24 protein-coding genes are annotated in these 25408 nt (G+C 67.0%); 11 read left to right on the forward strand and 13 right to left on the reverse strand.

Annotation, left to right across the window (positions count from 1 at the left end):
* Window position 1 precedes the first annotated feature (1 nt).
* Genes ACZ46K_RS17175 through ACZ46K_RS17190 form a run of 4 tightly spaced genes read right to left on the reverse strand, consistent with a single transcriptional unit; the run spans window position 2 to window position 4530 of the window.
* Complete coding sequence (locus ACZ46K_RS17175) at window positions 2-1105, reverse strand: ATP-binding protein (protein ID WP_054807870.1); 1104 nt, start codon at window positions 1103-1105, stop codon at window positions 2-4.
* Window positions 1102-2532: a DUF5691 domain-containing protein gene (locus ACZ46K_RS17180; protein WP_464743792.1), complete on the reverse strand. Its 1431-nt coding sequence runs from the start codon at window positions 2530-2532 to the stop codon at window positions 1102-1104. The genes ACZ46K_RS17175 and ACZ46K_RS17180 overlap by 4 nt, the downstream gene beginning before the upstream one ends.
* Window positions 2529-3860 (reverse strand): SWIM zinc finger family protein, encoded by a 1332-nt coding sequence (locus ACZ46K_RS17185; protein ID WP_464743794.1) that lies wholly within the window; start codon window positions 3858-3860, stop codon window positions 2529-2531. The genes ACZ46K_RS17180 and ACZ46K_RS17185 overlap by 4 nt, the downstream gene beginning before the upstream one ends.
* A 43-nt stretch (window positions 3861-3903) precedes the next feature.
* A complete protein-coding gene (locus tag ACZ46K_RS17190; RefSeq protein WP_464743796.1) occupies window positions 3904-4530 on the reverse strand; it encodes a TetR family transcriptional regulator in 627 nt (208 codons plus the stop codon).
* A 114-nt stretch (window positions 4531-4644) separates the two neighbouring features.
* Here ACZ46K_RS17190 and bioB point away from each other — a divergent pair, with 114 nt between their 5' ends.
* Together bioB and bsaP are read left to right on the forward strand one after the other, a co-directional pair.
* Window positions 4645-5658, forward strand: coding sequence for a biotin synthase BioB (gene bioB, locus ACZ46K_RS17195; protein ID WP_464743798.1), 1014 nt, complete (start codon window positions 4645-4647; stop codon window positions 5656-5658).
* Window positions 5659-5660: 2 nt separating this feature from the next.
* Entirely contained in the window at window positions 5661-5861 is a 201-nt protein-coding gene (bsaP, locus tag ACZ46K_RS17200) for a biotin synthase auxiliary protein BsaP (RefSeq protein ID WP_464743800.1), read from the forward strand.
* A 62-nt stretch (window positions 5862-5923) separates the two neighbouring features.
* On the opposite strand, the gene ACZ46K_RS17205 is transcribed toward bsaP, so the two are convergent.
* Complete coding sequence (locus ACZ46K_RS17205; protein ID WP_464743802.1) at window positions 5924-6358, reverse strand: nuclear transport factor 2 family protein; 435 nt, start codon at window positions 6356-6358, stop codon at window positions 5924-5926.
* Between the two features lie 239 nt (window positions 6359-6597).
* Here ACZ46K_RS17205 and ACZ46K_RS17210 point away from each other — a divergent pair, with 239 nt between their 5' ends.
* Genes ACZ46K_RS17210 through ACZ46K_RS17230 form a run of 5 tightly spaced genes read left to right on the forward strand, consistent with a single transcriptional unit; the run spans window position 6598 to window position 11432 of the window.
* Window positions 6598-7764: an acyl-CoA dehydrogenase family protein gene (locus ACZ46K_RS17210; RefSeq protein ID WP_054810662.1), complete on the forward strand. Its 1167-nt coding sequence runs from the start codon at window positions 6598-6600 to the stop codon at window positions 7762-7764.
* Window positions 7761-8699 (forward strand): bifunctional MaoC family dehydratase N-terminal/OB-fold nucleic acid binding domain-containing protein, encoded by a 939-nt coding sequence (locus ACZ46K_RS17215; RefSeq protein ID WP_464743804.1) that lies wholly within the window; start codon window positions 7761-7763, stop codon window positions 8697-8699. Before ACZ46K_RS17210 ends, ACZ46K_RS17215 begins: the two co-directional genes overlap by 4 nt.
* Window positions 8699-9811: an acyl-CoA dehydrogenase family protein gene (locus ACZ46K_RS17220; protein ID WP_464743806.1), complete on the forward strand. Its 1113-nt coding sequence runs from the start codon at window positions 8699-8701 to the stop codon at window positions 9809-9811. The genes ACZ46K_RS17215 and ACZ46K_RS17220 overlap by 1 nt, the downstream gene beginning before the upstream one ends.
* On the forward strand, window positions 9808-10254 hold the full coding sequence (locus tag ACZ46K_RS17225; protein ID WP_464743808.1) for a MaoC family dehydratase: 447 nt from the start codon (window positions 9808-9810) through the stop codon (window positions 10252-10254). The genes ACZ46K_RS17220 and ACZ46K_RS17225 overlap by 4 nt, the downstream gene beginning before the upstream one ends.
* Entirely contained in the window at window positions 10254-11432 is a 1179-nt protein-coding gene (locus ACZ46K_RS17230; RefSeq protein WP_464743810.1) for a lipid-transfer protein, read from the forward strand. The genes ACZ46K_RS17225 and ACZ46K_RS17230 overlap by 1 nt, the downstream gene beginning before the upstream one ends.
* A 69-nt stretch (window positions 11433-11501) precedes the next feature.
* Here ACZ46K_RS17230 and ACZ46K_RS17235 read toward each other — a convergent pair whose 3' ends face one another.
* The gene (locus tag ACZ46K_RS17235; RefSeq protein ID WP_054807497.1) at window positions 11502-12449 is read right to left on the reverse strand and encodes an aldo/keto reductase; all 948 of its coding nucleotides are present in this window, start codon (window positions 12447-12449) and stop codon (window positions 11502-11504) included.
* 70 nt (window positions 12450-12519) lie between these two features.
* Window positions 12520-13230 carry an NUDIX domain-containing protein gene (locus tag ACZ46K_RS17240; protein ID WP_054810683.1) on the reverse strand — a complete coding sequence of 237 codons (711 nt, stop codon included), beginning with the start codon at window positions 13228-13230 and terminating at the stop codon, window positions 12520-12522.
* 83 nt (window positions 13231-13313) lie between these two features.
* Between ACZ46K_RS17240 and nadA the strand changes: the two genes are divergently transcribed.
* The 4 genes from nadA (at window position 13314) to ACZ46K_RS17260 (ending at window position 18368) form a co-directional block, all read left to right on the forward strand.
* On the forward strand, window positions 13314-14345 hold the full coding sequence (nadA, locus tag ACZ46K_RS17245) for a quinolinate synthase NadA (protein ID WP_464743812.1): 1032 nt from the start codon (window positions 13314-13316) through the stop codon (window positions 14343-14345).
* Complete coding sequence (locus ACZ46K_RS17250; protein ID WP_464743814.1) at window positions 14342-15913, forward strand: L-aspartate oxidase; 1572 nt, start codon at window positions 14342-14344, stop codon at window positions 15911-15913. The genes nadA and ACZ46K_RS17250 overlap by 4 nt, the downstream gene beginning before the upstream one ends.
* Window position 15914: 1 nt before the next feature.
* Complete coding sequence (gene nadC / locus ACZ46K_RS17255; RefSeq protein ID WP_464743816.1) at window positions 15915-16781, forward strand: carboxylating nicotinate-nucleotide diphosphorylase; 867 nt, start codon at window positions 15915-15917, stop codon at window positions 16779-16781.
* Between the two features lie 168 nt (window positions 16782-16949).
* The gene (locus ACZ46K_RS17260) at window positions 16950-18368 is read left to right on the forward strand and encodes a WS/DGAT/MGAT family O-acyltransferase (RefSeq protein WP_464743818.1); all 1419 of its coding nucleotides are present in this window, start codon (window positions 16950-16952) and stop codon (window positions 18366-18368) included.
* Window positions 18369-18372: 4 nt separating this feature from the next.
* Here the strand turns inward: ACZ46K_RS17260 and ACZ46K_RS17265 are convergent, their stop codons facing one another.
* The 6 genes from ACZ46K_RS17265 to ACZ46K_RS17290 all read right to left on the reverse strand — a co-directional run bounded on the left by ACZ46K_RS17265 (window position 18373) and on the right by ACZ46K_RS17290 (window position 25381).
* Window positions 18373-20001: an MFS transporter gene (locus ACZ46K_RS17265; protein WP_464743820.1), complete on the reverse strand. Its 1629-nt coding sequence runs from the start codon at window positions 19999-20001 to the stop codon at window positions 18373-18375.
* A gap of 195 nt (window positions 20002-20196) precedes the next feature.
* The gene (locus ACZ46K_RS17270) at window positions 20197-21378 is read right to left on the reverse strand and encodes a glycoside hydrolase family 1 protein (RefSeq protein ID WP_464749369.1); all 1182 of its coding nucleotides are present in this window, start codon (window positions 21376-21378) and stop codon (window positions 20197-20199) included.
* Window positions 21379-21394: 16 nt separating this feature from the next.
* On the reverse strand, window positions 21395-22516 hold the full coding sequence (locus ACZ46K_RS17275; RefSeq protein WP_464743822.1) for an alpha/beta fold hydrolase: 1122 nt from the start codon (window positions 22514-22516) through the stop codon (window positions 21395-21397).
* 66 nt (window positions 22517-22582) lie between these two features.
* The gene (locus ACZ46K_RS17280) at window positions 22583-23023 is read right to left on the reverse strand and encodes a hypothetical protein (protein ID WP_464743824.1); all 441 of its coding nucleotides are present in this window, start codon (window positions 23021-23023) and stop codon (window positions 22583-22585) included.
* Between the two features lie 105 nt (window positions 23024-23128).
* The gene (locus tag ACZ46K_RS17285; RefSeq protein WP_464743826.1) at window positions 23129-24883 is read right to left on the reverse strand and encodes a PHA/PHB synthase family protein; all 1755 of its coding nucleotides are present in this window, start codon (window positions 24881-24883) and stop codon (window positions 23129-23131) included.
* A 111-nt stretch (window positions 24884-24994) separates the two neighbouring features.
* On the reverse strand, window positions 24995-25381 hold the full coding sequence (locus ACZ46K_RS17290; protein WP_054806794.1) for a helix-turn-helix domain-containing protein: 387 nt from the start codon (window positions 25379-25381) through the stop codon (window positions 24995-24997).
* Window positions 25382-25408 lie beyond the last annotated feature (27 nt).

The raw sequence follows: 25408 nt of genomic DNA on the forward strand, positions 1-25408 counted from the left end.
GTCACCCGGTGACCTCGCGGCAGGAACGGTAGAAGTCGGCCCAGTCGGTGCGCTCACGCACCACTGCCTCGAGGTATTCGATCCACACCTGCCGGTCGGCGGTCGGGTCCTTCACGACCGCGCCGAGAATTCCGGCCGCGACATCGGACGAGCGCAGCACACCGTCGCCGAAATGCGCCGACAGCGCTAAACCGTTGGTGACCACCGAGATCGCCTCGGCGGTGGAGAGAGTTCCCGACGGCGACTTGAGTTTGGTCCGCCCGTCGGTGGTCACTCCCGACCGCAGCTCCCGGAACACCGTCACGACGCGGCGGATCTCCTCCGCGGCGGCAGGCACGTGCGGTAGCTCGAGCGAGGCCCCGAGCTGCTCCACGCGGCGCGCGACGATCGCGACTTCGTCTTCCTCGCTGGCGGGCAGTGGCAGCACAACCGTGTTGAAGCGGCGGCGCAACGCGGACGACAGATCGTTGACCCCACGATCGCGGTCGTTGGCAGTGGCGATGACGTTGAAACCCTTTGCGGCCTGTACTTCCATGTTCAGCTCGGGCACGGGCAACGTCTTCTCGGACAGCACTGTGATCAGCGCGTCCTGTACATCGGCCGGGATGCGGGTGAGCTCCTCGACACGCGCAATCGCCCCGTCGCGCATCGCGGTCATGATCGGTGACGGTACGAGAGCTGCGGGTGACGGTCCCTCGGCGAGCAGACGCGCATAGTTCCAGCCGTACCGGATCGCCTCCTCCGCGGTGCCCGCGGTGCCCTGCACGAGGCGGGTCGACGATCCGGACACGGCAGCCGCGAGGTGTTCCGACACCCACGTCTTCGCGGTGCCCGGAACTCCGAGCAGCAGCAACGCACGATCGGTCGCGAGGGTCGCCACGGCGACCTCCATGAGGCGGCGAGGTCCCACGTACTTCGGCGAGATCACGGTGCCGTCGGACAGTGCGCCGCCGAGCAGGTATGTCACGACCGCCCACGGTGAGAGCTGCCACGACGGTGGACGAGCGCGGTCGTCGAGTCGGGCGAGCGCGGCGAGCTCGTCTGCGTACTGCTGTTCCGCGTGGGGGCGCAGCAGTGTCGGCTCGTCGATGACGTTGTCGGTCAACTCAACTCCTCGTGAAGGGTACGACGTTGGTTCAAGATGTCTGCGGCGGTGGCGAAGCGGCCGAGCCGGTCGAGATCGTCGGTGCGGGTCGCGGCATCCGCGAACAGGTCGCCCACCTCGTAAGGTGCGCGGTGCGCGAGCAGGGTGGTCAGCGACCGGAACGTGTTCGACTTCGGAGCTGCGGCGGTGTAGAGCGCCGCGAGCACCGCCTCTGCGACGTCGATCGGCCACGGCGCCGAAAGTGCGTCGAGAAGGATCGTGTCGAGCAACTGGGTTCCCGAGGCTCCCCGCAGGTGCTCGACGAGGACGGCGCGTGGGAGTGCCCCGGCGACGAGCTCGTCGACCTTCCCGTCGCGGCGGAGCATCGCGCTCGCCCACTGTTCGTCGAGGTGGTCGGCGGTGGCGGTCGCCCAACCGGCGCGTACGGCATCGCCGAGGTGGTCGGCGACCTGCAATGCGAGGACATCGTCGGGGGATCGGTCGGGCCCGCACCATGCGGTGAGCGGCGCGGAAGCCGCGAGAGACCACGTGCGGTGCGTCTCGACCGTGCCCAGCCTGCTCGGGCCCCGGGCATCGAGGCCGTCGCGCACTGCAGCAGCGTCCAACGTGTCGGGCAGTGAAATGCACAGGATGGATCCGTCCACCCGGACCCACTCGTGCACCCGCTGAGACATACGGCGCCCGAATGCGGAGTCGGGGAGTCGGCGCAGGAACCGGATGGCGACCTCGCGGACTCTGCCGCTTCGATCGTCCAGGGCTCGTTCGAGCAGTTGTTCGTCGTGGGAGCCGAGCCCGGGTGAGAGCGCCTCGATCAGGGCGAGTCGAGTCGCCGCGTTCTCCGATGTCCACACCTCTGCCAGCCGTGCGGACGCGGCTGCCGGATCGGCTCCTCGCAGGTTCTGGAACCATGAGCGTCGCCTGGCCGGTGTGCCGTGCAGCCACACGTCGTCGTCGCCGAGGTCGGGATCGACCAGCGGTGCCCATCGCGGATTCTGCGCCGCGACCCACTGGCCGCGTCGGCCGGCAAGCGCAGTCAGGGCCATCCGGTGTGCGCTGTTGGTGGCCGCCTTGTCCAGCAGGTCCACGATGAGCTCGCCCGGAGCTTTGAATCGTTTTGCAGCATAGAACCATTCGTCCAGAAGGTCGGAACCGACGGTGAGCAGCCCGAGTAGTCTCTCCGTCGCGGCGGGAGGGAGTTCGGGGCGTGTGTCGTCGGGGGCGACGCCGGGGCGGGGGTGCGGGGTCGGGAGGGTTCCGCCCGTGAGGAACACCGATTCGAGTGCTGCCGCCGCGAGCAGTCGATGCTCGGCGGTGCCGATCGTCGCGTCGGCAGCGTCGGCGGTGTGCAGGGAATCGAAGGCCGGTGTCGCGCGAGCGGTGCCGAGAAGCGCCGCAGTGGTGAGTGTTTCGATACCGGTACTGCTCACAGGGATGCCCCTTCGGCGCTGGAGGACAGTTCGGTGGTGGTGAACATCGCGACAGGGGTGACGCTGCGGCCATCCCAGTCGCCGCATACCGTCAGTGGGCGTCCGCCGGCGACCGCAAGCAGTCGCCACCGGTCGTTGTCGCCGCCGCCGAGGGGTAGTGCCCGGCCGTGTCCGTCGACGAGATGCCAGCCGTCGGCGGCGCAGGTGGGGGTCACAGCGTCGAGAACCATGGGCCACGACCGTGTCCACGGGTCGGCGGCGAGCGCATCGGCGTAGTCGGCCAGTGCCCCGTCGAGGTCGGTCCCCGGCAGTGACGAGATCTGTGCCGGAAGGCCGTGCTGTGTGCCGAGTTGGGCGCGCAGGGGTGCGGCGGCCGGATAGAAGTGCAGGTCGGCGTCGACGGCGGTGCCGACCGTCGGTGCTGCGCTGGGGAACCGCTGCGTGCCATGGGCGAAATCGAGCAGGATCGCCCAGCGCTCGCTGGTGCGTCCGCGCAGCCATACCTTCCGGGTGTACACGCGGTTGTCCTCGGTGACGCGGGTGGCGAGCACGTGCCAGTGATCGCGGACGGCGGGTTCACGCCGGACGTCGTCGGCCTTCGTCGGGAAGCCGAGGTGGGTGTGCACGGATCGGGCGAGCGGATCGGGAAGGGAGGCTACGTCGCGGTACGCGCGGATGAGCAGGTAGATGCGGCCGTACTCGGACAGAAGCCGTGTGGGCCAGTCGGTTCCGGAGGTCGCCATCCCCGGGAGTGCGCGCAGCATCGAGGCGACGCCGGGTGCCTGCGCGTCGATCATGCGTGAGGCCACCTCGTCGTAGGTGCGGTAGTCGTGGGAGATCGACCCGAGTCCGCTGCGGACCCGGTCGGTGAGCCAGCGTTCGAGATCGTCGAGCCCCGCCGCGACGCGTTCGGCGCGCCGTTGTGCCGTCGTGGGATCGGGCGTCTTCGTCGATGAGCCGGCGTGGGCGGGGGTGTCGTCGGTCGCGTCGGCGGTTGTGGCGGCTTTCTCTGCCCGGGTGTGGAGCCACTCTGAGGCGAACTCGGGTTCGGAACCCGCGGGAACAGTGCCCGACGCCCACAGCGTCAGCAGGCTCAGTGCGTGCTTGCAGGGGAACTTGCGGCTCGGGCACGAACAGCGGAATGCGGGACCGGTGAGGTCCACTGTGGTGGCGTAGGGCTTCGACCCGCTACCGCGGCACAGTCCCCAGATCGATCGCTCGGAGTATCCGGTGTCGGACCATGCGGACGAGAGTCGACGGGCAGCCGACATCGACGCCTGATCCGGCGCTGCTGCGGTGATCTGTTCGAGGGTCCAGGGGGGTGTCACGGTGAAGAAACGTACGGCAGCACTCCGACAGATTCGTAAACGATCAGGACGATGCGTGTTCGGTGAGGCGGCCACGGATCCCATCGACGAACAAGGTCAACCCGAAGTCGAATCGGGTGGCGGGGTCGCCGTCGAGCAGGTCGTCGTCCGACGTCGCGACGTTCTCCGTTGCGGTATCGGGGGCGATCGGCGCGCGGGTGAGCGCGCCGAGTTCGGCGAGTTGGAGACGTGACTGCTCGTCGACGGTGTGGCCGAGGACATAGTGCAGTAGCGCGTAGCCGGTGAGTTCGGAGTGCGCGCGGGACAGTCCCGCGAGTAGTGCGGCCGTGACGAAGCTGTCGCGGGCGCGGGAGGTGGTCAAGCGCGAGGCGTAGGTCGCGGCGACCAGTTCGGCGCCGTCGCGGTGGGCGAGCAGTGCGCCGCGGAACCGGTAGGCGAGCTCGGTGAGCGCACCGTCCCATGTGTCGGCGGTGGGCGGTGCGTCGAGGCCGTCGAGGATGCGATCGGCCATCGCGCCGAGCAGGGTCTGTTTGTTGGGGAAGTGCCAGTACAGAGCGCCCGGCTGCACGCCGAGTGAGGTCGCGAGTTTGCGCATGGTCAGGTCGCCCAGGCCGTACTCGTCGAGTATCGCCATGGCGCCGTCGAGGACGTCGCCGCGTCGCAGCTGCACGGGTGTCTGCTCCCTGTCTCGTGGTTGCTCTGCGTTGACACTATCGGACCTCGACCCTAACCTGAACGCTGTTCAAGTGAACGGTGTTCAAGTTCCGATCCTCAGGAGTTCGCAGTGACCCACGCCCCTGCCCGAGTCGACATCCTCGAACTCGCACGTGACCGAGTACTCCGGCGTGGTCGAGGCCTCGACCGCGCGCAGACACTCGAGATCCTGCGCCTGCCCGACGATCGGCTCGAGGACCTGCTCTCACTGGCACACGACGTACGGATGACGTGGTGCGGGCCCGAAGTGGAGGTCGAGGGCATCATCAGCCTCAAGACCGGCGGGTGTCCCGAGGACTGCCACTTCTGTTCCCAGTCCGGACTGTTCGCCTCGCCCGTCCGCTCGGCGTGGCTCGACATACCGGCCCTCGTCGAGGCCGCCAAACAGACCGCGAAGACCGGAGCGACCGAGTTCTGCATCGTCGCGGCGGTCCGAGGGCCCGATGCTCGGCTGATGGCGCAGGTCGCGGCGGGAGTCGAGGCGATCCGCGGTGAGGTCGACATCCAGGTCGCGTGTTCGCTCGGCATGCTCACCCAGGACCAGGTGGACCAACTCGCCGCGCTTGGCGTGCACCGCTACAACCACAACCTGGAGACCGCGAAATCCTTCTTCCCCAACGTTGTCACCACGCACACGTGGGAAGAACGGTGGGAGACGCTGCGCATGGTCCGCGAGGCCGGGATGGAGGTGTGCTGCGGCGGGATCCTCGGGATGGGTGAGAGCCTCGAACAGCGCGCCGAATTCGCTGCCGACCTTGCCGCTCTCGAACCCGACGAGGTTCCGCTGAACTTCCTCAACCCGCGGCCCGGTACCCCGTTCGGTGACCTCGATGTTCTGCCCGCGTCGGAGGCACTCAAGGCTGTCGCGGCGTTTCGTCTCGCACTGCCGCGCACGATCCTCCGGTTCGCCGGTGGGCGTGAGATCACCCTCGGCGATCTCGGGGCGAAGCAGGGCATTCTCGGTGGCATCAACGCGGTGATCGTCGGCAACTATCTGACAACGCTGGGGCGACGCGCCGAAACCGACCTCGACCTTCTCGACGAACTGAAGATGCCGATCAAGGCGCTCGGCGAGAGCATCTGAGGATGTTCGATCCCTTCACTGGCGCCGCGATCGCGGCTGTCGACGCAACGACGCGGCCTGTTGCCGCACGGCTGGGCCTCGAGCCGCCCCGCTATTGCACGCAGTGCGGACGCCGGATGATCGTGCAGATTGCGCCGGACGGATGGTGGGCCAGATGCTCACGGCACGGGACGATCGATTCATGGCGTGACGAGCAGCGCTGAGAGCACTGCCCGTTCCTGTTTGCCCGAACCGGCTCGGGTCGTACTCGGAGAGCGCCGGAACGTCAGAGGCCGGGCACGGTGACCGCGTTGTCCTCGGTGTAGTCGACGACGAGTTCGCGACGCGCGATCTTCCAGCTTCCGTGCGCCCTCAGATAGTCGTCGCGATAACGGATGGCGATCGCGTTGTCGCGCATGCCGTCACGACCGCGATACAGGTGATGCGCCAGGCAGTACACCCACCCGGTAGCGGTGTCACCGTCGACATCGATCACCTGTTGGTGCACCTCGTGACGTGTGCCGTGCAGGTGTGCCGTGCCGTCGAGTACGACCGCGACGATCGCGTCTCCACCGACCGTGACCACATGCTCGGCTCCGCGGGTGACCGCGGGAGGCTGCACGAATTCGGCGTCTGCCGTGAACAGGGACGTCAGAGCGACACGGTCTCGCTCATCCACTGCGAGCGCGTATCGGCCGGCCAGATCCGACGGGTTGTTCATGGCGACGAGTATGCAACTGCGGACGGTGCTGTCGACCACAGAACCCGCTCAGTGGAACCTGCACTGCGGGAAACCCGAGCAGCGCGGCCGGGGCGATGCCGACGGGGCGCGTCCCGGCCGCACCGCCCGTTCATGCTCGGGCACGAGAATCTACCGCTCAATGAGACCGCAACCGATCGAGTGCGGAAATCTCCGTAGCGTCCGAGCTTTGTGCGATAGCGAGGAACGGGAGAGCATCGATGGAGTTGAGGGAGTCGGCGGCGCAGCAGGAGCTACGGCGGGAACTACGCGCGTATTTCGCGGGCCTGATGCCGGAGGAGAAGCGGCGCAAGGCCGGAGAGCAGGGCGTGGGTGGGGAGTACTTCCGCGAGGTCGTCAAACTGCTGGGACAGGACGGTTGGCTGGGTATCGGTTGGCCTGTGGAGTACGGCGGACAGGGCCGCTCGATCGAGGAACAGTTCGTCTTCTTCGACGAGGTGCAGCGCGCCGGTCTGCCGTTCCCGTTCGTCACGGTGAACACCGTCGGGCCGACGCTGATGAAGTACGGCACCGAGGAACAGAAGGAACGCTTCCTGCCGGGCATTCTCGCCGGCGACATCGTCTTCGCGATCGGCTACACCGAGCCCGAGGCCGGCACCGACCTCGCCTCGCTCAAGACCCGCGCCGTCCTCGACGGCGAAGAGTTCGTGGTCGACGGCAACAAGATCTTCACCTCCGGTGCCAACACCGCCGACTACGTGTGGCTCGCATGCCGCACCGATCCTGAGGCGCCCAAACACAAGGGCATCTCGATCCTGGTCGTGCCCACCGACGATGAGGGGTTCTCCTGGTCGCCGATCAACACGGTCGGTGGCCTGATGGTCACCTCGACGTACTACAGCGGCATCAGGGTGCCGCGCAAGGACGTCATCGGTGAGGTCAACGGCGGTTGGCAGCTGATCGCCGCGCAGCTCAACCACGAGCGCGTCGGTCTCGCCGCGATCGGCGGACGCACCTACGGCCTGTGGCAGCAGACCCTCGATTGGGCCAGGGAGAACGGTGCCATCGAGATCCCCTGGGTGCAGCAGGAGTTTGCGCGCACACACGCCAAACTCGAGGCGATGCGCCTGCTGAACTGGAAGATGACCGCGGCCGTCTCGGCGGACACCCTGTCCGGTGCCGACGCCGGCGCCACCAAGGCCTACGGTACCGAGACACACATCGACGTCTATCGCACTCTGCTCGGCATTCTCGGTGCTGCGGGTCGTATCCGCCCGGAGTCGCCGGGTGCGCTGCTGGCCGGTCAGATCGAGCAGATCTCGCGACAGGGCATGGTCAACACGTTCGGCGGCGGCGTCAACGAGGTGCTGCGCGACATGGTCGGCACGATGGGCCTCGGTCTCGTGCGTGAGAAGAGGGTCAAGTGAGCGAATTCCTCACCGAGCTCGAGGCATTCGAGGGCAAGACCCTCGTCCCCACGACGTGGGGACCGGACGCGGTCAACACTCCGATGATCCGGCACTGGGTCGAGACCATGGGCGACACCAACCCCATCCACCTCGACGACGATGCCGCACGTGCCACCGGACGGGACGGCGCCGTGGCGCCGGCACTCATGACGCAGGTGTGGATCATGCGTACCTTCGTCGACAAGATGGCGAACAACGATCCGTCCCAGGTGTGGACGGATCTGATCGCCACGCTCGACGGTGCAGGATTCAGCTCTGTCGTCGCCACCGACTCCGACTTCGAGTTCTTCGCCGAGCTGCGTCCCGGCGACCGGGTGTCGTTCACCGAGGTGATCGAGGACATCTCCGGAGAGAAGTCCACCGGACTCGGTGTCGGACATTTCGTGACCACCCTCAAGACCTATCGCAACGGTGATGACGAGGTCGTCGCGACCCAGCGGTGGCGCACGCTCCGTTTCCGGCCGAAGGCCGCCGAGAAGCCCACGGGATTGCGCCCGCGCCCGGCGCTCAACGCCGACAACGCCTTCTGGTTCGAGGCTGCGAAGGCGCACCGCCTGGTGATCCAGCGCTGCACAGCCTGCGGCACCCTGCGGCACCCCACCGGACCGATGTGCGGTCAGTGCAGGTCGCTCGAGTGGGACACGGTCGACGCGTCGGGTCGTGGCCACGTGTACAGCTTTGTCGTCAACCACCATCCGCAGATCCCCGGCTTCGAGTATCCGCTCGTCGTGGCGACCGTCGAGCTCGACGAGGGCACCCGCCTCATCGCGAACATGACGGGTATCGCACCGGAGGATGTCGAGGTCGGCATGGCAGTGGAACTGGACTGGATCGACGCCGACCCGGATCTGACGCTGCCCGCGTTCCGGCCGGCCACACTGGAGGAGCACTGATGGACTTCAACTTCAGCGAAGAGCAAGAGGCAATTCGCACCCTCGCCGATGAGGTTTTCACCAGCAAGGCCGGTATCGACCGCGTCAAGCAGGTCGAACTGAGCGACGAGCGCATCGACCGGGACCTGTGGCGCGAACTCGTGACCACGGGTCTGCTCGGCATCGCCCTGCCCGAGGAATACGGCGGTGGAGGACTCGGCCTGGCCGAACTGTATGTGCTCCTCGAGCAGCAGGGCCGGCACGTTGCACCGGTGCCGATCTGGCAGACGGCCCTTGCAGCCCTCGCAGTCGTCGAGTTCGGCACCGATACCCAGCGCGCTGCGCTCGTCCCCGGTGTCGCCGACGGCAGCGCTTTCCTGACCATCGGACTCGAGGAATTCGGCCCGTACGTCGACGGTGACCCGCAGACCGAGGCCGCTGAGATCGACGGCCGGTGGACGCTGACCGGCGCCAAGGCCGTCGTCCCGATCACCCACATCGCGGACCGTGCGATCGTCTCGGCGACCACGCCGTCCGGGCCGGCGCTGTTCGTCGTCGACCTGGCCGCAGACGGCGTCTCGGTGGAGCAGACGCAGTCCACCGACTGGGAGATCTGCGGCAACGTGACATTCGAGTCCGCTCCCGCAGAGCCGCTCGGGCCCGCCGGCGGCAGTACCGCGCAGTGGCTGCAGAGCCGGGTAGAGCTCGCGCTCTCGGCGCTCGCGCTCGGCGTCGGTTCCGGTGCCGTGGCGCAGGCAGTGACGTACCTCAACGGCCGGCACCAGTTCGGGCGCCCGCTCGCGACGTTCCAGGCCGTCAACCATCAGCTGGCCGACTGCTACATCGACCTCCAGGCGATGCGCGTGACCCTGTGGCAGGCCGCGTGGCTGCTCGCCGAAGGCCAGGAGCCTGGCACCTCCGTGCTGGTCGCCAAGTGGTGGGCCACCGACGGTGGCCAGCGAATCGTGCACCGCACCACGCACGTGCATGGCGGAATGGGCGTCGACACCGACTACCCGGTACACCGGCACCTGCTGTGGGGCAAGCAGATCGGCGCCACCCTCGGTGGTTCCGCCTCCGACCTCGCCCGTCTGGGCGCGCAGCTCGCGGCCGGTGTCGAGGTGGTCGCATGACCGGCCTCGCACCCGCGCCGGCCGGGCGCAGCTACGACGAGGTCACGGTCGGCGAGGTACTGCCCGAGCTGGCGATCCCGCTCACCCGCACGCTGATCGTGGCCACCGCGATGGCCACGCGTGACTTCCAGGACGTGCACCACGACCCCGAGCTGGCGCGCGAACGCGGCTCGAAGGACGTGTTCATGAACATCCTCACCAGCAACGGTCTGGCCGGACGATTCGTCACCGACTGGGCCGGCCCCTACGTGACGGTGCGTCGCGTGAAGATCCGGCTCGGCGCCCCCAACTATGCGGGCGACACCATGACGATGACCGGCGAGGTGCTGTCGAAGAGGGACGGTGTCGTCGAAGTGAGGGTCGTCGGCGCGAACAGCCTGGGCAACCACCTCTCGGGCACGGTCACGGTCGCGTATCCGGCCGGTGAAGGGAAGGACGCCTGATGTCTCCGAGTCCGCTCTCGGGTGCCGCCGCGATCGTCGGTATCGGCGCCACCGAGTTCTCCAAGAAGTCCGGTCGTTCCGAGCTGCAGCTCGCGTGCGAGGCGGTTGTTGCCGCGCTCGCCGACGCCGGTATCGACCCGTCCGAGGTCGACGGTCTGTCCACCTTCACGATGGAGACCAACGGTGAGATCCTCGTTGCCCGCAATTGCGGGCTGGGGGAGCTGAAGTTCTTCTCCCGGATCGGGTACGGCGGCGGTGCCGCGTGTGGGTCGGTGCAACAGGCCGCGATGGCCGTGGCGACCGGTGTCGCCGATGTAGTGGTGGTCTACCGCGCCTTCAACGAACGTTCGGGTATGCGCTTCGGCCTGGGCCAGCACGACCGTCCGATGGACTCGACCGCGGACCGGGCCGCGTATGCGTGGCTGACTCCGCAGGGGCTGGCTACACCCGCACAGTGGGTCGCGATGTTCGCCCGCCGCTACATGCACCAGTACGGCGCCACCAGTGAGGACTTCGGCCGTGTTGCGGTGGTGGCCCGCAAGCACGCCGCGAACAACCCGGCCGCGTGGTTCTACGGCAAGCCGATCACGCTGGAGGACCACCAGAACTCTCGGTGGATCTCGGAGCCGCTGCATCTGCTGGACTGCTGCCAGGAGACCGACGGTGGGCAGGCGCTGGTCATCGTCTCCGCCGAGCGTGCGAAGGATCTGCGCAACAAACCCGCGATCATCAAGGGCGCCGCGCAGGGCAGCGGTAAGGACCAGCACATGATGACGAGCTACTACCGTCCCGACATCTCGGGTATCCCGGAGATGGGTCTGGTCGGCCGTCAACTGTACGCACAGGCCGGTCTGACGCCGGACGAAATCGATGCCGCGGTCCTCTACGACCACTTCACGCCGCTGGTGCTTCCCCAGCTCGAGGAACTCGGCTTCTGCGGAGTCGGCGAGGCCAAGGACTTCATCAGAGAGGGCAATCTGGAGATCGGTGGACGGCTGCCGAGCAACACTCACGGTGGTCAGGTCGGTGAGGCGTATCTGCACGGCGTCAACGGCATCGCCGAGGCGGTCCGGTTGCTGCGGGGGTCGTCCACCAATCAGCCCGAACACGTCGAGAATGTGATGGTCACGGCGGGAACCGCGGTGCCCACGAGTGGCCTGATCCTCGGCGCCGTCTGACCTGGTTCACGTACGAGACGGCAGTCCCCTCGGCGCTCGAAGCGAGGCGCCGTGGGGGCTGCCGGGTCGTTACGCGTCGATGGTGTTCGACAACGATGTCAGGCGATCGGTTTCGAGATCGCTGAGCACCAGACGTGTGGAATCGAGTAGAGCGGGAAGCTGCTCGATGCGGCTCACGCTTGCGATGGGTGCGACCACGCCGGGCCGGTGCAGCAGCCACCCGAGTGCAACCGTCGGGATTTCCACGGCGTGGATGGTTGCGAGTTCGGCGAGCGCGTCGACCACGGCAAGTCCGGAATCGGAGAAGTACTGCGATGCCATCCGCCCGCGTATACCGGCCTCGAAATCCGCGGACGTGCGGTACTTACCGGTCAGGAATCCCGCGGCGAGTCCGTAATAGGGCAGGACTCCCAGGTTGTGCTCGGCGACAAGAGGTGCATATCCCCGCTCGTATTCCGCGCGGTGCACGAGGTTGTAGTGCGGCTGCAGCGACACGGGCCGGGCGAAGCCGTTCTCGTCCGCGATCGCCAGCCACTCGGCAACGCGTCCGGGGGAGTAGTTCGACAGGCCGATGTAGCGGACCTTCCCGCTGCGGACGAGCGCGTCGAAGGCTGCGGCGGTCTCGTCGAGCGGAGTCTCCGGGTCGTCGGAGTGTGCGAAGTACAGGTCGATGTGGTCGGACTGCAGCCGCTTGAGAGACGCATCGGCGGCGGCCGCTACGTTCTGCGGGGACAGTCCCGTGAACTCGGGATGATGGCCCACCTTGGTTGCCACCAGCATCTCGTCGCCGATACCGCGAGATGCTTTCCAGTTTCCGAGCACGGTCTCGGATTCTCCACCGGAGTTGCCGGGGGCGAATGCGGAGTACGAGTCGGCAGAATCCACAAAGTTGCCGCCTGCGGCCATGAATGCGTCGAGGATCGCGAACGACGTGGCTTCGTCTGCTGTCCAGCCGAGCGTGTTGCCGCCCAGCGCGAGGGGGAAGATGTCGAGTTCAGAATTACCGATTGTTGCCACTGCGCTCCCGTCGTAGGTGATGTGGTGTCCTCGCGCACCCTATCCGGAGGCCGGCCGGACATGTGTCCGATCATCCCGGTGGACGCAATGCCGCGAACTCGTCGGTAATCCGCAGGCGCGAGTCGGTGAATCGATACAGCGCGGGTGGTCGTCCGCCGCTCTTGCCCGAGGGTGCGGTGGTGCCGGTCCGGGTGAGGACGTGCCGGCGGGCGAGCACCCGTTGGAGGTTGGTCGCATCGACCTGGTACCCGAGCGCGGCGCCATAGATGTCGCGCAACGTCGACATCGAGAATTCGGCCGGGGTGAGCCCGTAGGCGATGTTGGTGTACGAAAGTTTGGCGGCGAGACGGGCGTGCGCGTTGGCGACCATCACCCCGTGATCGAACGACATCTCCGGCAGGTCGGCCACCGGGTGCCATGCCGTGTCCTCGGGCAGTTGCGGATCGGAGGTGATCGGCACCAGGCCGAGGTAGGTCGACGCGATGGTGCGGGCGTCGGGTACCCGATCCGGGGCCGAGAACACCGAAAGCTGCTCGAGATGTGCGACTTCGCGCACGTCGACCTTCTCGGCGAGCTGCCGCCTGGCCGATGACGTGAGGTCTTCGTCGTCGCGGAGTCGGCCGCCGGGCAGCGACCAGGTGCCGGATTGTGGATCGAGTGCGCGTTGCCATAGCAGAACACCGAGTTCGGGGCCGGATCGGGGTGTGTCCGAGGCGGCCGGGAAGTGGCGAACCTGGAACACCACGATGAGCACTTCGTGACCGGTGTTACTATATGACATGTTTTCGACCCTAAGTCGAAAACCACGAGAACGGAAATCCGAGCACAGCCCGCCCGGATTGCACCGCACGAAGGAGCAACGCCATGACCACGACCGAGTGGGCGGGAGCCGCCGCAATCGTCGACGGGCCGGGTGGCTACTCCGGCATCGAGGCGACGCCGGAGTGGGCCGACGAAGTTCGTCGACTCGCCCGTGAGCAGAACGCGACCCTGCTGGCGCACAACTACCAGTTGCCGGCCATCCAGGACATCGCCGATCACGTCGGCGACTCCCTGGCACTCTCGCGGATCGCCGCGGAGGCGGAAGAGGGCACCATCGTGTTCTGCGGTGTGCATTTCATGGCGGAGACGGCCAAGATCCTCAGCCCCGACAAGACGGTGCTGATCCCCGACGAGCGTGCGGGGTGCTCGCTCGCCGATTCGATCACCGCGGATCAGCTGCGGGAGTGGAAGGCCGATCATCCCGACGCCGTCGTCGTCTCGTACGTCAACACCACGGCAGAGGTCAAAGGACTGACCGACATCTGCTGCACATCGTCGAACGCCGTCGACGTCGTCGCATCCATCGACCCCGCCCGCGAGGTGCTGTTCCTGCCGGACCAGTTCCTCGGCGCACACGTCAAACGCGTGACCGGCAGAGAGAACATCCACATCTGGGCAGGCGAATGCCACGTGCACGCGGGAATCAACGGTGACGAACTCGCCGCCCAGGCCCGTTCGCACCCCGACGCCGACCTGTTCGTCCATCCCGAATGCGGGTGTGCGACCTCCGCGCTCTACCTCGCGGGCGAGGGTTTCGTGCCCGACGACAAGGTCAAGATCCTCTCGACCGGCGGCATGATCGACGCCGCCCGCGCGACGAGCGCCAAGCAGGTGCTTGTGGCCACCGAAGTCGGAATGCTGCACCAACTGCGGAAAGCTGCGCCCGGCATCGATTTCCAGCCGGTCAACGAACGCGCATCGTGCCCGTACATGAAGATGATCACCCCGGCCGCCCTGCTGCGCTGCCTTCGTGAACGCAGGGACGAGGTCCACGTCGACCCCGCGGTCGCCGAACGCGCCCGCCTGTCGGTGCAACGGATGATCTCGATCGGCAATCCGGGCAGCGGAGAGTGACACCCACCGTGAGCGCCGGGGTGAGCTGGGAAGCGCACACCGACCTCGTCGTGGTCGGTGGCGGCGTTGCCGGGCTCACCGCAGCGCGCGCCGCGTCGCTGCGGGGCCTACAGGTGCTCACGGTGAGCAAGGGGGGACCCACCGATACTGCGACGCAGTACGCACAGGGCGGCATCGCCGTGGTTGCCCCGACGGGCGACAGCGTCGAATCCCATGTCGCCGACACCCTCGCCGCGGGTGGGGGGCTCTGCGACGAGAATGCGGTCCGATCGATCGTGGCGGCAGGCCCGGCCGCGATCGCGGCCCTGACCGATCTCGGCGCGGTGTTCGATCGTGGGCGGGACGGTGATGTCGCCCGCACCCGGGAAGGCGGGCACAGCACCCGCAGGATCATCCACGCCGGTGGCGACGCCACCGGGGCCGAGGTGCAGCGCGCTCTGGGCGCGGCTCGTCTTCCTGTCCTTTTCGGCGCGGCCGTCGCGCGCGTTCTCACCGACGAACGAGGTGTCACCGGGGTACTCGTCCTCGATGCGCGCGGCTTCGGTGTCATCCACGCTCCCGCGGTGCTGCTCGCGACCGGCGGACTCGGGCAGCTCTACGCGTGCAGCACGAACCCTGCCGGTGCGACCGCCGACGGCATCGCACTCGCAGTGCATGCCGGGGCTGTGATCAGCGATATCGAATTCGTGCAATTCCATCCGACGGTGCTGTTCGCCGCGGGCGGCGTCGGGCGCCGCCCGCTCGTGAGCGAGGCGGTCCGCGGAGAGGGCGCGATCCTGGTGGATTCACACGGCAGGTCGGTCACCGCCGGCGTGCACCCGCTCGGGGATCTCGCTCCGCGCGACGTCGTGTCCAGGGCGATCGCCGAGCGGCTCGCCACTCTCGGTGACGACCACGTGTTCCTCGATGCCCGCCACCTCGAGCGCTTCGCGGAGCGATTCCCGACGATCACCGCGTCGTGCGCCGAGGTAGGACTCGACCCCGCACAGGATCTGCTTCCGGTCGCGCCGGCCGCGCACTATTCGTGCGGCGGTGTCGTCACCGATGTGCACGGACGCACCGGCGTACCCGGTCTGTATGCGGCGGGCGAGGTCGCGCGGACGGGTCTGCACGGCGCGAACCGGCTCGCGTCGAACAGCCTCCTCGAAGGTCTTGTGGTGGGGGAGCGCGCCGGAGCGGCCGCAGCGTCCGAGCGAGGCGGCCTGCACGTCGAGGTACGCGACGCGACGCTCCCTGCCCTGCCGCGACTGGATCGCACCGCTCTGCAGCGCGAGATGACCCGCGCCGCGCTCGTCGTGCGCGACGAGGACGGTCTCGATGCCGCCTACACCGTCCTGACCGGTGCGACCGCGCACCCGTGCCGCGACGTGACCGACCTCGAGGACGCGGCCCTGACCCTCACCGCGCGCGCTCTGGCGGGTGCGGCGTTGCGGCGCACCGAATCCCGCGGATGCCACACCCGAACGGATCATCCGACCACCGATCCAGGGCAGGCGTACTCGATCGATCAGAGTCTTCACGACGGGGAATTCGTCGTGACCACACCACAACTCACAGGAGCGAACTGACATGGCCACCGTGCTGCCCGCCGGACTCGATGTCGACGAGACCCGCGCACTCGTGCGACAGGCCCTCGACGAGGACCTGCGGTACGGTCCCGACGTCACCACCGACGCGACGGTGCCCGCCGATGCGGTCGCCACGGCGACGATGTCGCCGCGACAGGCAGGCACCGTCGCGGGTCTGGACGTTGCACTGCTCGTGCTCGACGAGGTCGTCGGAGCCGACCATTACACGGTGCTCGGCCGCGTCGAGGACGGGAACCGAGTGGTGTCCGGCGACGCTGTGCTCACCCTCGAGGCGCCCACCCGCGGGCTGCTCACCGCAGAACGGACGATGCTCAACCTCGTGTGCCACCTGTCGGGGATCGCCACCACCACGTCGCACTGGGTCGACGCGGTCGCGGGCACGGAGACGAAGATCCGCGACAGCCGCAAGACCCTCCCCGGCATGCGGGCACTGCAGAAATACGCCGTGCGGGTCGGCGGCGGCGTCAACCATCGCATGGGGCTCGGCGACGAAGCGCTCATCAAGGACAACCACGTTGCGGCCGCGGGGTCGGTGGTCGCTGCGCTGCGTGCGGTGCGCACGCACGCCCCGGACGTCGCGTGCGAGGTAGAGGTCGACAGCCTCGAGCAGTTCGACGAGGTCCTGGCCGAGAACGTCGACCTGATCCTGCTCGACAATTTCCCGCTGTGGCAGACCCAGATTGCCGTGCAGCGCCGCAACACTCACGCGCCGAACACCCGGCTCGAATCGTCGGGTGGACTCACGCTCGAGGTCGCCGGAGACTACGCCCGCACCGGCGTCGACTACCTCGCTGTCGGAGCCCTGACCCATTCGGTCGCCGTGCTGGACCTCGGCTTGGACATGTAGAAGTCTCGGGCAGTAGAAGCACAGACTTGTGAGGGCCCGGACGTGTAGCTTCCGGTGGCGAAGCGGGAGATCATGACGTAGAACTACGAGTAGCCCTCGCGTGACCTCGGTCACCGGCGGTTTCGGTGAGTCAGGGGGCTCGCCGCGTAGGGAACAGAAGGACGACACATGCGGCTGCCGATGTCACCGACGGATTCGATGTTCTTGCTCGGTGAGACCCGGGAGCATCCGATGCATGTCGGCGGTCTTGTCGTATTCGAACCTCCGGAGGGGCGCACAGCGAGCGATCTGCGGCAGATGTTCGTCGACGCGATCGCCCGGAGCGACGGTGAGGACGCTGCTCCGTTGTGGCGCAAGCGGGCCGTGCGTTCACTGGCCACTTTCGGTCAGTGGGCGTGGGAGGACGATCCGTCGTTCGATCTCGAGTATCACGTGCGATTCACTGCGCTGCCGAGCCCAGGATCCACTACCGAATTGCGTGAACTGGTCTCACGCCTGCATGCGCCGCTACTCGACCGCACTCGTGCCCTGTGGGAGATGTATCTGATCGAGGGACTCGCCGACGGCAGGTACGGGCTCTACATGAAGATGCATCACGCTCTCGCCGACGGTGTGGGTGCGATGCGGCTGCTTCGCCGCGCATTGAGTTCGGACCCCGACGAGACGGGAATGCCGGCGCCGTGGGCGGCCCCGGACACCTCGGACCCGCAGCGCTCGGTCGTCGGTACCGCCATCGAGATGCCGAGCACCGCGATGCGCGCTGCCCGCGGAGTGATCTCGGAGGCGTTCGGTCTGGTACCCACGGTCATCGGGACCGTCAACCGTGCCGTGCACGATCGAGGCGGATCGTTGTCGCTCGCGGCGCCGCAGACGATTCTCAACGTGCCCATCGCGGGTTCACGGCGGTTCGCCGCGCGCGCCTGGCGGCTCGAACGCCTCCGGATGGTCGCCAAGGAATCCGATTCGACTCTCAACGACGTGGTGCTCGCGATGTGCTCAGGAGCGCTGCGCGCGTTCCTGGCCGAACGGGATTCACTTCCCGACGAGTCGCTGGTCGCGATGGTGCCCGTCGCCTTGCGGAACGGCAAGGACAGCGGGAACGATCTCGGCGTCCTGATGTGTTCGCTCGGCACCGATCGGCCCGAGGCGGCGCAGCGACTCGCCGGGGTGCGTGCCTCGATGTCGGACGGGAAGAAGTCGATGAGTGGGATGTCGACTGTGTCCCGGCTGGCCGCCAGCGCAGTCGGAGTGGCGCCGTTGGCATTGGGTGTGCTGACCGGGAACCGTGTGCTGTCGCGTCCTGGGTTCAACGTCATCATCTCCAACGTGCCCGGCCCCGACACCCCACTCCATTGGAACGGTGCTCGCGTCGACGCGGTGTATCCCCTCTCGGTTCCGCTCGACGGGCAGGCTCTGAACATCACGTGCACCAGTACCGACGATCGGATTGCCTTTGGACTCACCGCATGTCGGCGTACTGTTCCGGATCTTGGAACGCTGCTCGACCACCTGGATGCCGAACTCGTCGCGCTCGAACATGCCGTCGGGATCTCGTTCGAGGTGGATGTGGCCGAGGTCGGGGTCTGACCTGCTAACGCAAGGTGCGGGTCACCGGGTATGCCGTGGTGGTCGATGTGTCGTGGTCGTCGTGACCCGCGTGTGCGCCGACACCACGCAGACCGAACCAACTCAGAAGTGCGGCAACCAGTGCCGCCACGGAGATCACGACGAAGGCCTGGGCGAACCCTTGTCCGAGCGCCTCGAGTGCGAGCGGTTGAGCGGCCGATCCGGGAGCACCCGTCGGGAGGCTGTTCACAGCGATCGGGCCACCCGCCTGGGCTGTCGCGCGGGCCGCTTCGAGTTCGCCGGAGGGCAAGGTCGAACCTGTCAGTGCTGATCCGAGGGCGTTGCCGGCGGTGCTGAGCGCGACGGCACCCACGAGTACCGGGCCGAGTGCGAAGCCGAGATCACGGAGCAGATTCGTCGCCGCGCTGGCAGTTCCCGTCAGGTGCCGTGGTACGGAGTTGACCGCGCTCGATGTCATCGGCGACAACGTCAAGGCGAAACCGATACCGACGAGCAGCGACGGAAGAATGAACCCGGTAACGGATCGGTTCGTCACGTCGTTGTTCGATGCCAGCAATCCACCCGCGGCAATGGTGAGGAATCCGGCTGTGAGTAGCCCTCTCGCGGCGAACCGGTTCTGCAGGCGCGAGATCAGCGGGATCATCGCGAAGGCCGGTCCCTGGAGCAGGAGGAACAGCAGGCCGGTGTAGAGGGGATTCTGATGCTGGACCGGGCCGAGCCACATGCTCGTGGCGAAGCATGCGCCGAGGAAGGCGAACATTCCGATGACCGCCACCGCAGAGGAGACGGTGAACTCCCGGATACGGAAGAGCCTGAGATCCAGTAGCGGTGAGGGAACTCGTATTTCGATGACCACGAACGTGACGAGGAACGCGACACCGACGATCAGCGCCCCCATCACGCGGGTGGAACTCCATCCCTCTTCGGGGCCTTGGACAAGTCCGAACAGTACGAGAATCAGGCCGAGTGCGAAGGTGATCTGTCCCCACAGGTCCGGGCGGCGCCCCTGCTGGCGCTCGGAGTCCCGGGATTTCCACAGGGCCACGGCCAACGCGGTCAGTCCGGACGCGGCCACCACGACGTACGCGGCACGCCACCAGCCGAAGCCCGCGAGGATGCCCCCGAGTAGCGGTGAGGCCGCGGAACCGGCGGAGAGGAAGCCCGCCCACATCGCGATGCCGCGGATGCGTTCCCGGCTCGTTTCGGCGACCGACGCGACGAGGGCGAGTGATGCGGGGAAGACTGCGCCCGCGCCGAGGCCATTGATCGCAGAGCCGACCCACATCCACTCCACCGTCGGCGACACCGCGCATACGAGCGAGCCGATCATGACGACCCCCGCACCGCCGACCACCAACGAGCGGTGCCCGTACTTGTCGCCGAGAACGCCGAATGTCAGTTCGAACACGACCACGGGAATCATGAACGCCGCGGTGATCCACGTCAGTTGCGACCCGACGGTGCCGAACGTCTCCTGGAATACGCCGTTGAGCGCGCCGGGAAGTGCATTCGCAATCTGCGCAACCATCACGGCCAGCGAGGCTGCGACCAGCGTGCCGCGAACACTGCTGCGTGTCGGTGGAGTTCGACTCGGTGGGTACGTGGGTGATGCGGCGTTGATATCGGGGTGCATGGGCGGGACTCCTTGAGCATGCGAGGCGGGATCTGCTGTGATCCGCGCGACAAATATTGCACTCGCATTACAGTGCGTCAAGTGAGTTGCTTGTTCGTGAAGTAAGAGGCCACAATGTTCGGCAGGGAGGAATGCGCTCGCGTCGCGGGGTCGTGCTGACCCTGGGGGCAGGTGCGGTACTCGGAACCGTCGGAGTTACGAGAACCGGGTCTCGGCGATGATCGTCCGGTAGGTCTCGACCGCATCGGTCGGACGCCGAGTGAGGGTCGGGTCTGTGTTCACATCGACGGTGTACAGGCCGAATCGCGGCGTGTAGGAGCCCCACTCGTAGTTGTCGGTGAGCGACCAGTAGTTGTATCCGAATACGGGAGCACCTTCGGCGATCGCGCGACCCATCGCGTCGATGTGTTCCCGCAGGTGTCGTGAGCGGGTCCAGCCGTCGGCGCGTGGAGCGCCGTCGGCGGTGGCCATCCCGTTCTCGACCACGTAGAGCGGAATACCCGGGTAGCGGCGGGTGTAGTCCATCAGGGCGTCGTACATGCCCTGCGGGTGCGGCACGACCGACGCGTAGTCGCCGACGGCGGCGTGGATCGCCGTCGGATTCTGCGGCGTCACGCCGTAGTAGTAGTCGACGCCGACGTAATCGAGGCTGGTGCGGACCCGATCGAGGAACCAGGTGTCGAGATACTGTTGCGCGCCGGGAATGTAGGCGGCGTTCGACGTCACCCGCGCATCAGGATCGAGCCGGTGGATCGTCTCGTACGCGCCGCGATGCGCTTCGACCAGCCGATCGAACATCACCGGCACCTCGGCGGGTGCGAGACCGCCGTTCGTCACCTCTTGCCACACATACTGGCTGGGCTCGTTGAACGTCACCCACAGGACGTCTGCCTCGGCGTAGCGCGCGGCGACCGTCTCGGCATGGGCGAGCCAGGACCGCACTGTGTCGGGGTCGGACCAGCCGCCACGGTCGGCGATCCAACCGGGATACACCCAGTGATCGAGTGTGAGCATCGGTGTCATGCCGTGGCCTCGGATCTCTCGCACGACATCGTCGTAGTAGGCGAGTTCGGCCTCGTCCCATCCATACGGAGTGGGCTGGATCCGGGCCCACTCCACAGAGATTCGGTAGACGCCGATTCCGAGGTCGGCAGCGCGAGCGATGTCCTCACGGTAGCGGTGCCGAAAGTCGACGGAGGTGCCGATGGGCTCGTGTCGGGCAGTGGCCGAGTAGCGCCGCCAGTTGCTGTCGGGTGACGAGCCTTCCGATTGGAATCCCGAACTTGCTACACCCCAGAGAAATTCGTCAGGCTGCGCATGTGCCGGTGAGATGCTCGGGATACCGACCGCAGCGATGAGAGCGAGTACCGCGAGGATCGCTCTCACCGCTGCCTCACGAGACTGCGGCGAGTGCTCGAGCGAGTGGTGTCCACACGTCTGTCAGGGTCTGCCGCCCGATGAACAGCCCGATGTGGCCGGTATCGACGATCGTGGACACGATCCGCGACGGCGGGGTGGATACGTACTCGGCGAGCGCAGCCACCTGTGTCGGAGTTGCCATCGGATCCGAGTTGCCGGCTATCAGCCGCAGCGGGCAGTCGATGGCCGAGAGATCCACGGTGCGACCCTCGGCTACGAGCGTGCCGGCGATCAGTTGGTTCCCGACGAACAGGTGGCGCATGATCCATTCGCGAAAGGTGGCAGGAACTTCCTGACGCCACGCGAACCAGCGCCGCTCGGTCTCCATACGGATGACCTCGTCGGGGTTGTCGAGGGCGCCGAGAAGCGCCATTGCTCGCTCGATCTCGCCCACCGGGTCGGTGGACTGCACACCGGCGGCGCGTGCAGTGCCGTAGAAGAGATCGACCACCGAGGTCGCTGCACTCGCCGGTGCGTGGGCGAGAGTGGCGAGGGCGGGTTGCTCGGCGTGGAAATCGATGGGGGAGCCGGCCACGGTGAGTGTGTGCACCGCGTCGGGGTGCAGCGCCGCGTAGATCGTGCCGAGCCACCCTCCTTGGCTGTCGCCCACGATGTTCACGCGGCCACCGAGGTGCTCGACGGTCTCGGCGACCACGGCGAGATGCTCGTCGATGGATGCCGAGTCGGTGCCGTCGTTCGCGGGTGTCCATTCGAGGCAGTGGACCCGGGTCAGGCCACCGTTGCGCAGTGCCTCGACCTGACTGCGGCCCGGGGAGTGGTCGACGATGCACGAGTGGGTTCCGGACTGCGGGGGGAGCAGCAGGGTGGGCACGGTTTCCCGGTCTGCGGCGTCGGGTGCGCTGCAGTCGCGAAGGTTCGCGAGTGGCCATCGGCGGGGGACCGGCCACGCGTGCGCCCAGGTCGGCGGTGTGGTGTCGGTCAGGACCTCGTAGTAGCGGCCGATATCCGATGCGACGGTCCACGGTGTGGGGCCTCGTCGCGCCAGGCCGAGGAGATATGAGCTCCAACCGGCGATCGCCGCGACCCCGAGTCGAATCGGAGTCGCGGCGATCCGAGTATGCGTCACCGGAGCCATGTACCGCACCGTAGAGCGCCGTTCGGGCGCGCGGGCGCGAATGCGGTTCGCAAGTGGGATCGTGTCCTACTTGAGAAGGTCGCGTGCCGTGGTGGTGACCGTGCTGGTGAGCTCGCGGGCGAACGAGACCTGCGCCTTGGCGATGTCGGCGACCCATTCGACCGGGGTGGCCTCGGCGAACTTCTCCTGCAGGTCGAGGAGGCTGCTGACCGCCTTCTCGTAGGTGTCGACACCGAGGTTGCCGCTCTGCTTCGCAGCGTCGACGAACTTGGCGTTGAATTCGTTGACGCGCTCGGTGGTCTCGTCGACGGCCTTGGTCAGGTCGGCGGCGGCCTTGTCGGCAGCGGCGGCGGCGCTCGCCGTGAGCTTCTCGGCGGTCTTCTGTGCGTTCGCGGTGGCGTCGGCGGCGGCCTTGGTGGCAGCGTCGGTGGCCTTGACGGCTGCGTCGGAAGCCTTGGCTGCGGCCTCGGTGGCCTTGGGCGCGGTGGTCTTGGTGGGAGCAGTCATGGTGTTTCCCTTCGTTGAGCGCGGGGGTGTAGCGCTGTATCGGGTCGGTACGCCGCGAACGACGCTGTTAGCAAGTTAGCAGATTGAGTGCTAACACGCAACGGATCAGCTGAAGACGTAGGTTCCGGGGGCATCACCGAGGACCGGATTCTCCTTGCTGCCCATCGACGGCGGTGCGACGAGAGCGCCCGCGCGCGTCGTCGACCACACGGTCCAGTCCTCCCACCACGAGGCGCCAGAATGGCGGGTTGCCTTGTCGTGCCATGCCTTCGGGTCCGTGGGGAGCTCGACCTTGTCGTCGTCGGCAGCGCCGACAGCCTCGAACCACGCCTTCGGGCTCGGTGGATTGACGGCGCCGGCTACGTGCCCACCGCTCGTGAGCACGTAGCGAACGTTGCCACCGAGCAGGCCGACAGACTTGTACGACGACGTCCACGGCACGATGTGATCGTTGATCGCACCCACCACGTAGGTGTCGCAGGTGATGTCCGACAGGTCGAGAATCGATCCGTCGAGCAGGTACTTCTTCTCGGCGAGTTCGTTGCGTCCGTACAGGGTTCGCAGGTAGTGCGAGTGCATCACGGCAGGCATCCGGGTGCTGTCCTCGTTCCACGCCAGGATGTCGAACGCGGCAGGCTTCTCACCCTTCATCCAGCGCGACACCCAGTAGTTGAAGATCAGGTCCTTCGCGCGGATCATGTCGAATGTGCCGCCCATCTCCGATCCGGACAGGAAGCCCTGTCGGCTCATGCGGTACTCGACCTTGTCGAGCGTCGCGGGGTCCGTCAGCAGCGCCAGCTCGCCGACCTCGCTGTAGTCGAGGAGGGTATTGAGCATCGTGAATGCGCTGATCCGCTTGTCGTCGATCGCGCCCAGTCGTGCCGCCGCCATCGCGGCCATCGCGCCGCCGAGGCAGATCGAGAGGATCTCGATCCGTGGGGCGCCGGTGATCTCCTCGACCACGTCCAGCGCGGTCGCGATGCCCTGCCGGTAGTAGTCGTCCATCGTGATGTCCTGCATCGTCTCGTCCGGGTTGCGGTACGAGATCATGAACACCGTGCGATTGCGCTGGATCGCCCATTCGGCCAGGCTCCGTCCCGGGGCCAGATCGAGGATGTAGTACTTGTTGATCCACGGCGGCGCCGCCAGGATCGGGACCTCATGAACCTTCTCGGTCTGCGGTGCGTACTGGATGATCTCGATCAGATCGTTGCGGAACACGACCTTGCCGTCGGTCGCGGCCATGTTCTCGCCGAGGGTGAACGCGTCGCGATCCACCTTGAGTGGAATTCCCTTGCGATGCACCAGATCATCCACCGCGAACTTCGCGCCGCGGAACAGGCTCGCGCCACCGGTGTCGAGCGCGCGCACCAGGACGCCCGGATTGATCAGGAAATTCGACGGTGCGAGCGCATCGAACATCAGGTTCGCGAACTGGCGGGTCTTGGCGTCGGCCATGGCATCGCCCTCGCCTGCGTCGACGAGATCATCGACGTACTCGCGGGTGGCGAGGTAGCTCTGCAGCAGCGAGAAGTAGGCAGGATTCTCTTTCCATGCGGCGTCGGAGAAGCGTCGGTCCTTGGGATCCGGCGTAACCGGAGCCTGGGGGTCGTTCGCATTCCACACGCGGGCTGCTGCGGCCGGGATGTGCGCAAGACGATGTGCATACTCTGTGGTCGCCTCGGCCACCGCACGCGGGTTCTTCACCGCACGCCCCGCGACGGAGGCAGCGGCCGGCCCCCACCCGATGGGGTCGAGCGACGACGAGATCTTCTTCTGCAGATTGTTGAGCACCGGGGCAACTCCAGAACTGGGTCGGTTGGTCACCTCGAGGCTGACAGCTCCGCTGCGGGCGCGCACCTTACCGCAAGGTACATGCCGAGTGCACGTTGAGTTGTGCGCGACCTATACCTTCCTGACCTGCCACCCAACCGTGAGTAAAACCCCTGACCTGCTCAGATGTGAGTCTGCTCACTCGGTGTCGGAGTTCGGGGATCCGCCGCCCCGTCGTCGCTTTGCGACCGTGACCTCCCGGAACGCCTCGTACATCTCCTCCAGAGACCGCCGCTGGGCATTTGTCAGATCCGGATCCTCGCGAAGTGCCCTGGACACCGCCGTCTCCCCGTCGGTCTCCGGCGTCACCTGCGACACCAATGCGTCCGCCGACACGTGCAGCTGCTCTGCAATCGCATGGAGGACCCGATCGCTCGGTGCCCGCAGATTCCGTTCGATCTGCGACAGGTACGGATTCGAGATACCCACCATCGACGCCAGCTGGCGCATCGGGAGTTCCGCGAGTTCACGCTGACGTCGGATGAGTTCGCCCAGAGTCGTCGGGCGCTCGTCGTCCTGCTTCATGTGGCCAGCATAAGGTCGGTGCCGACC

This window comes from Rhodococcus sp. JCM 9793, assembly GCF_055380405.1.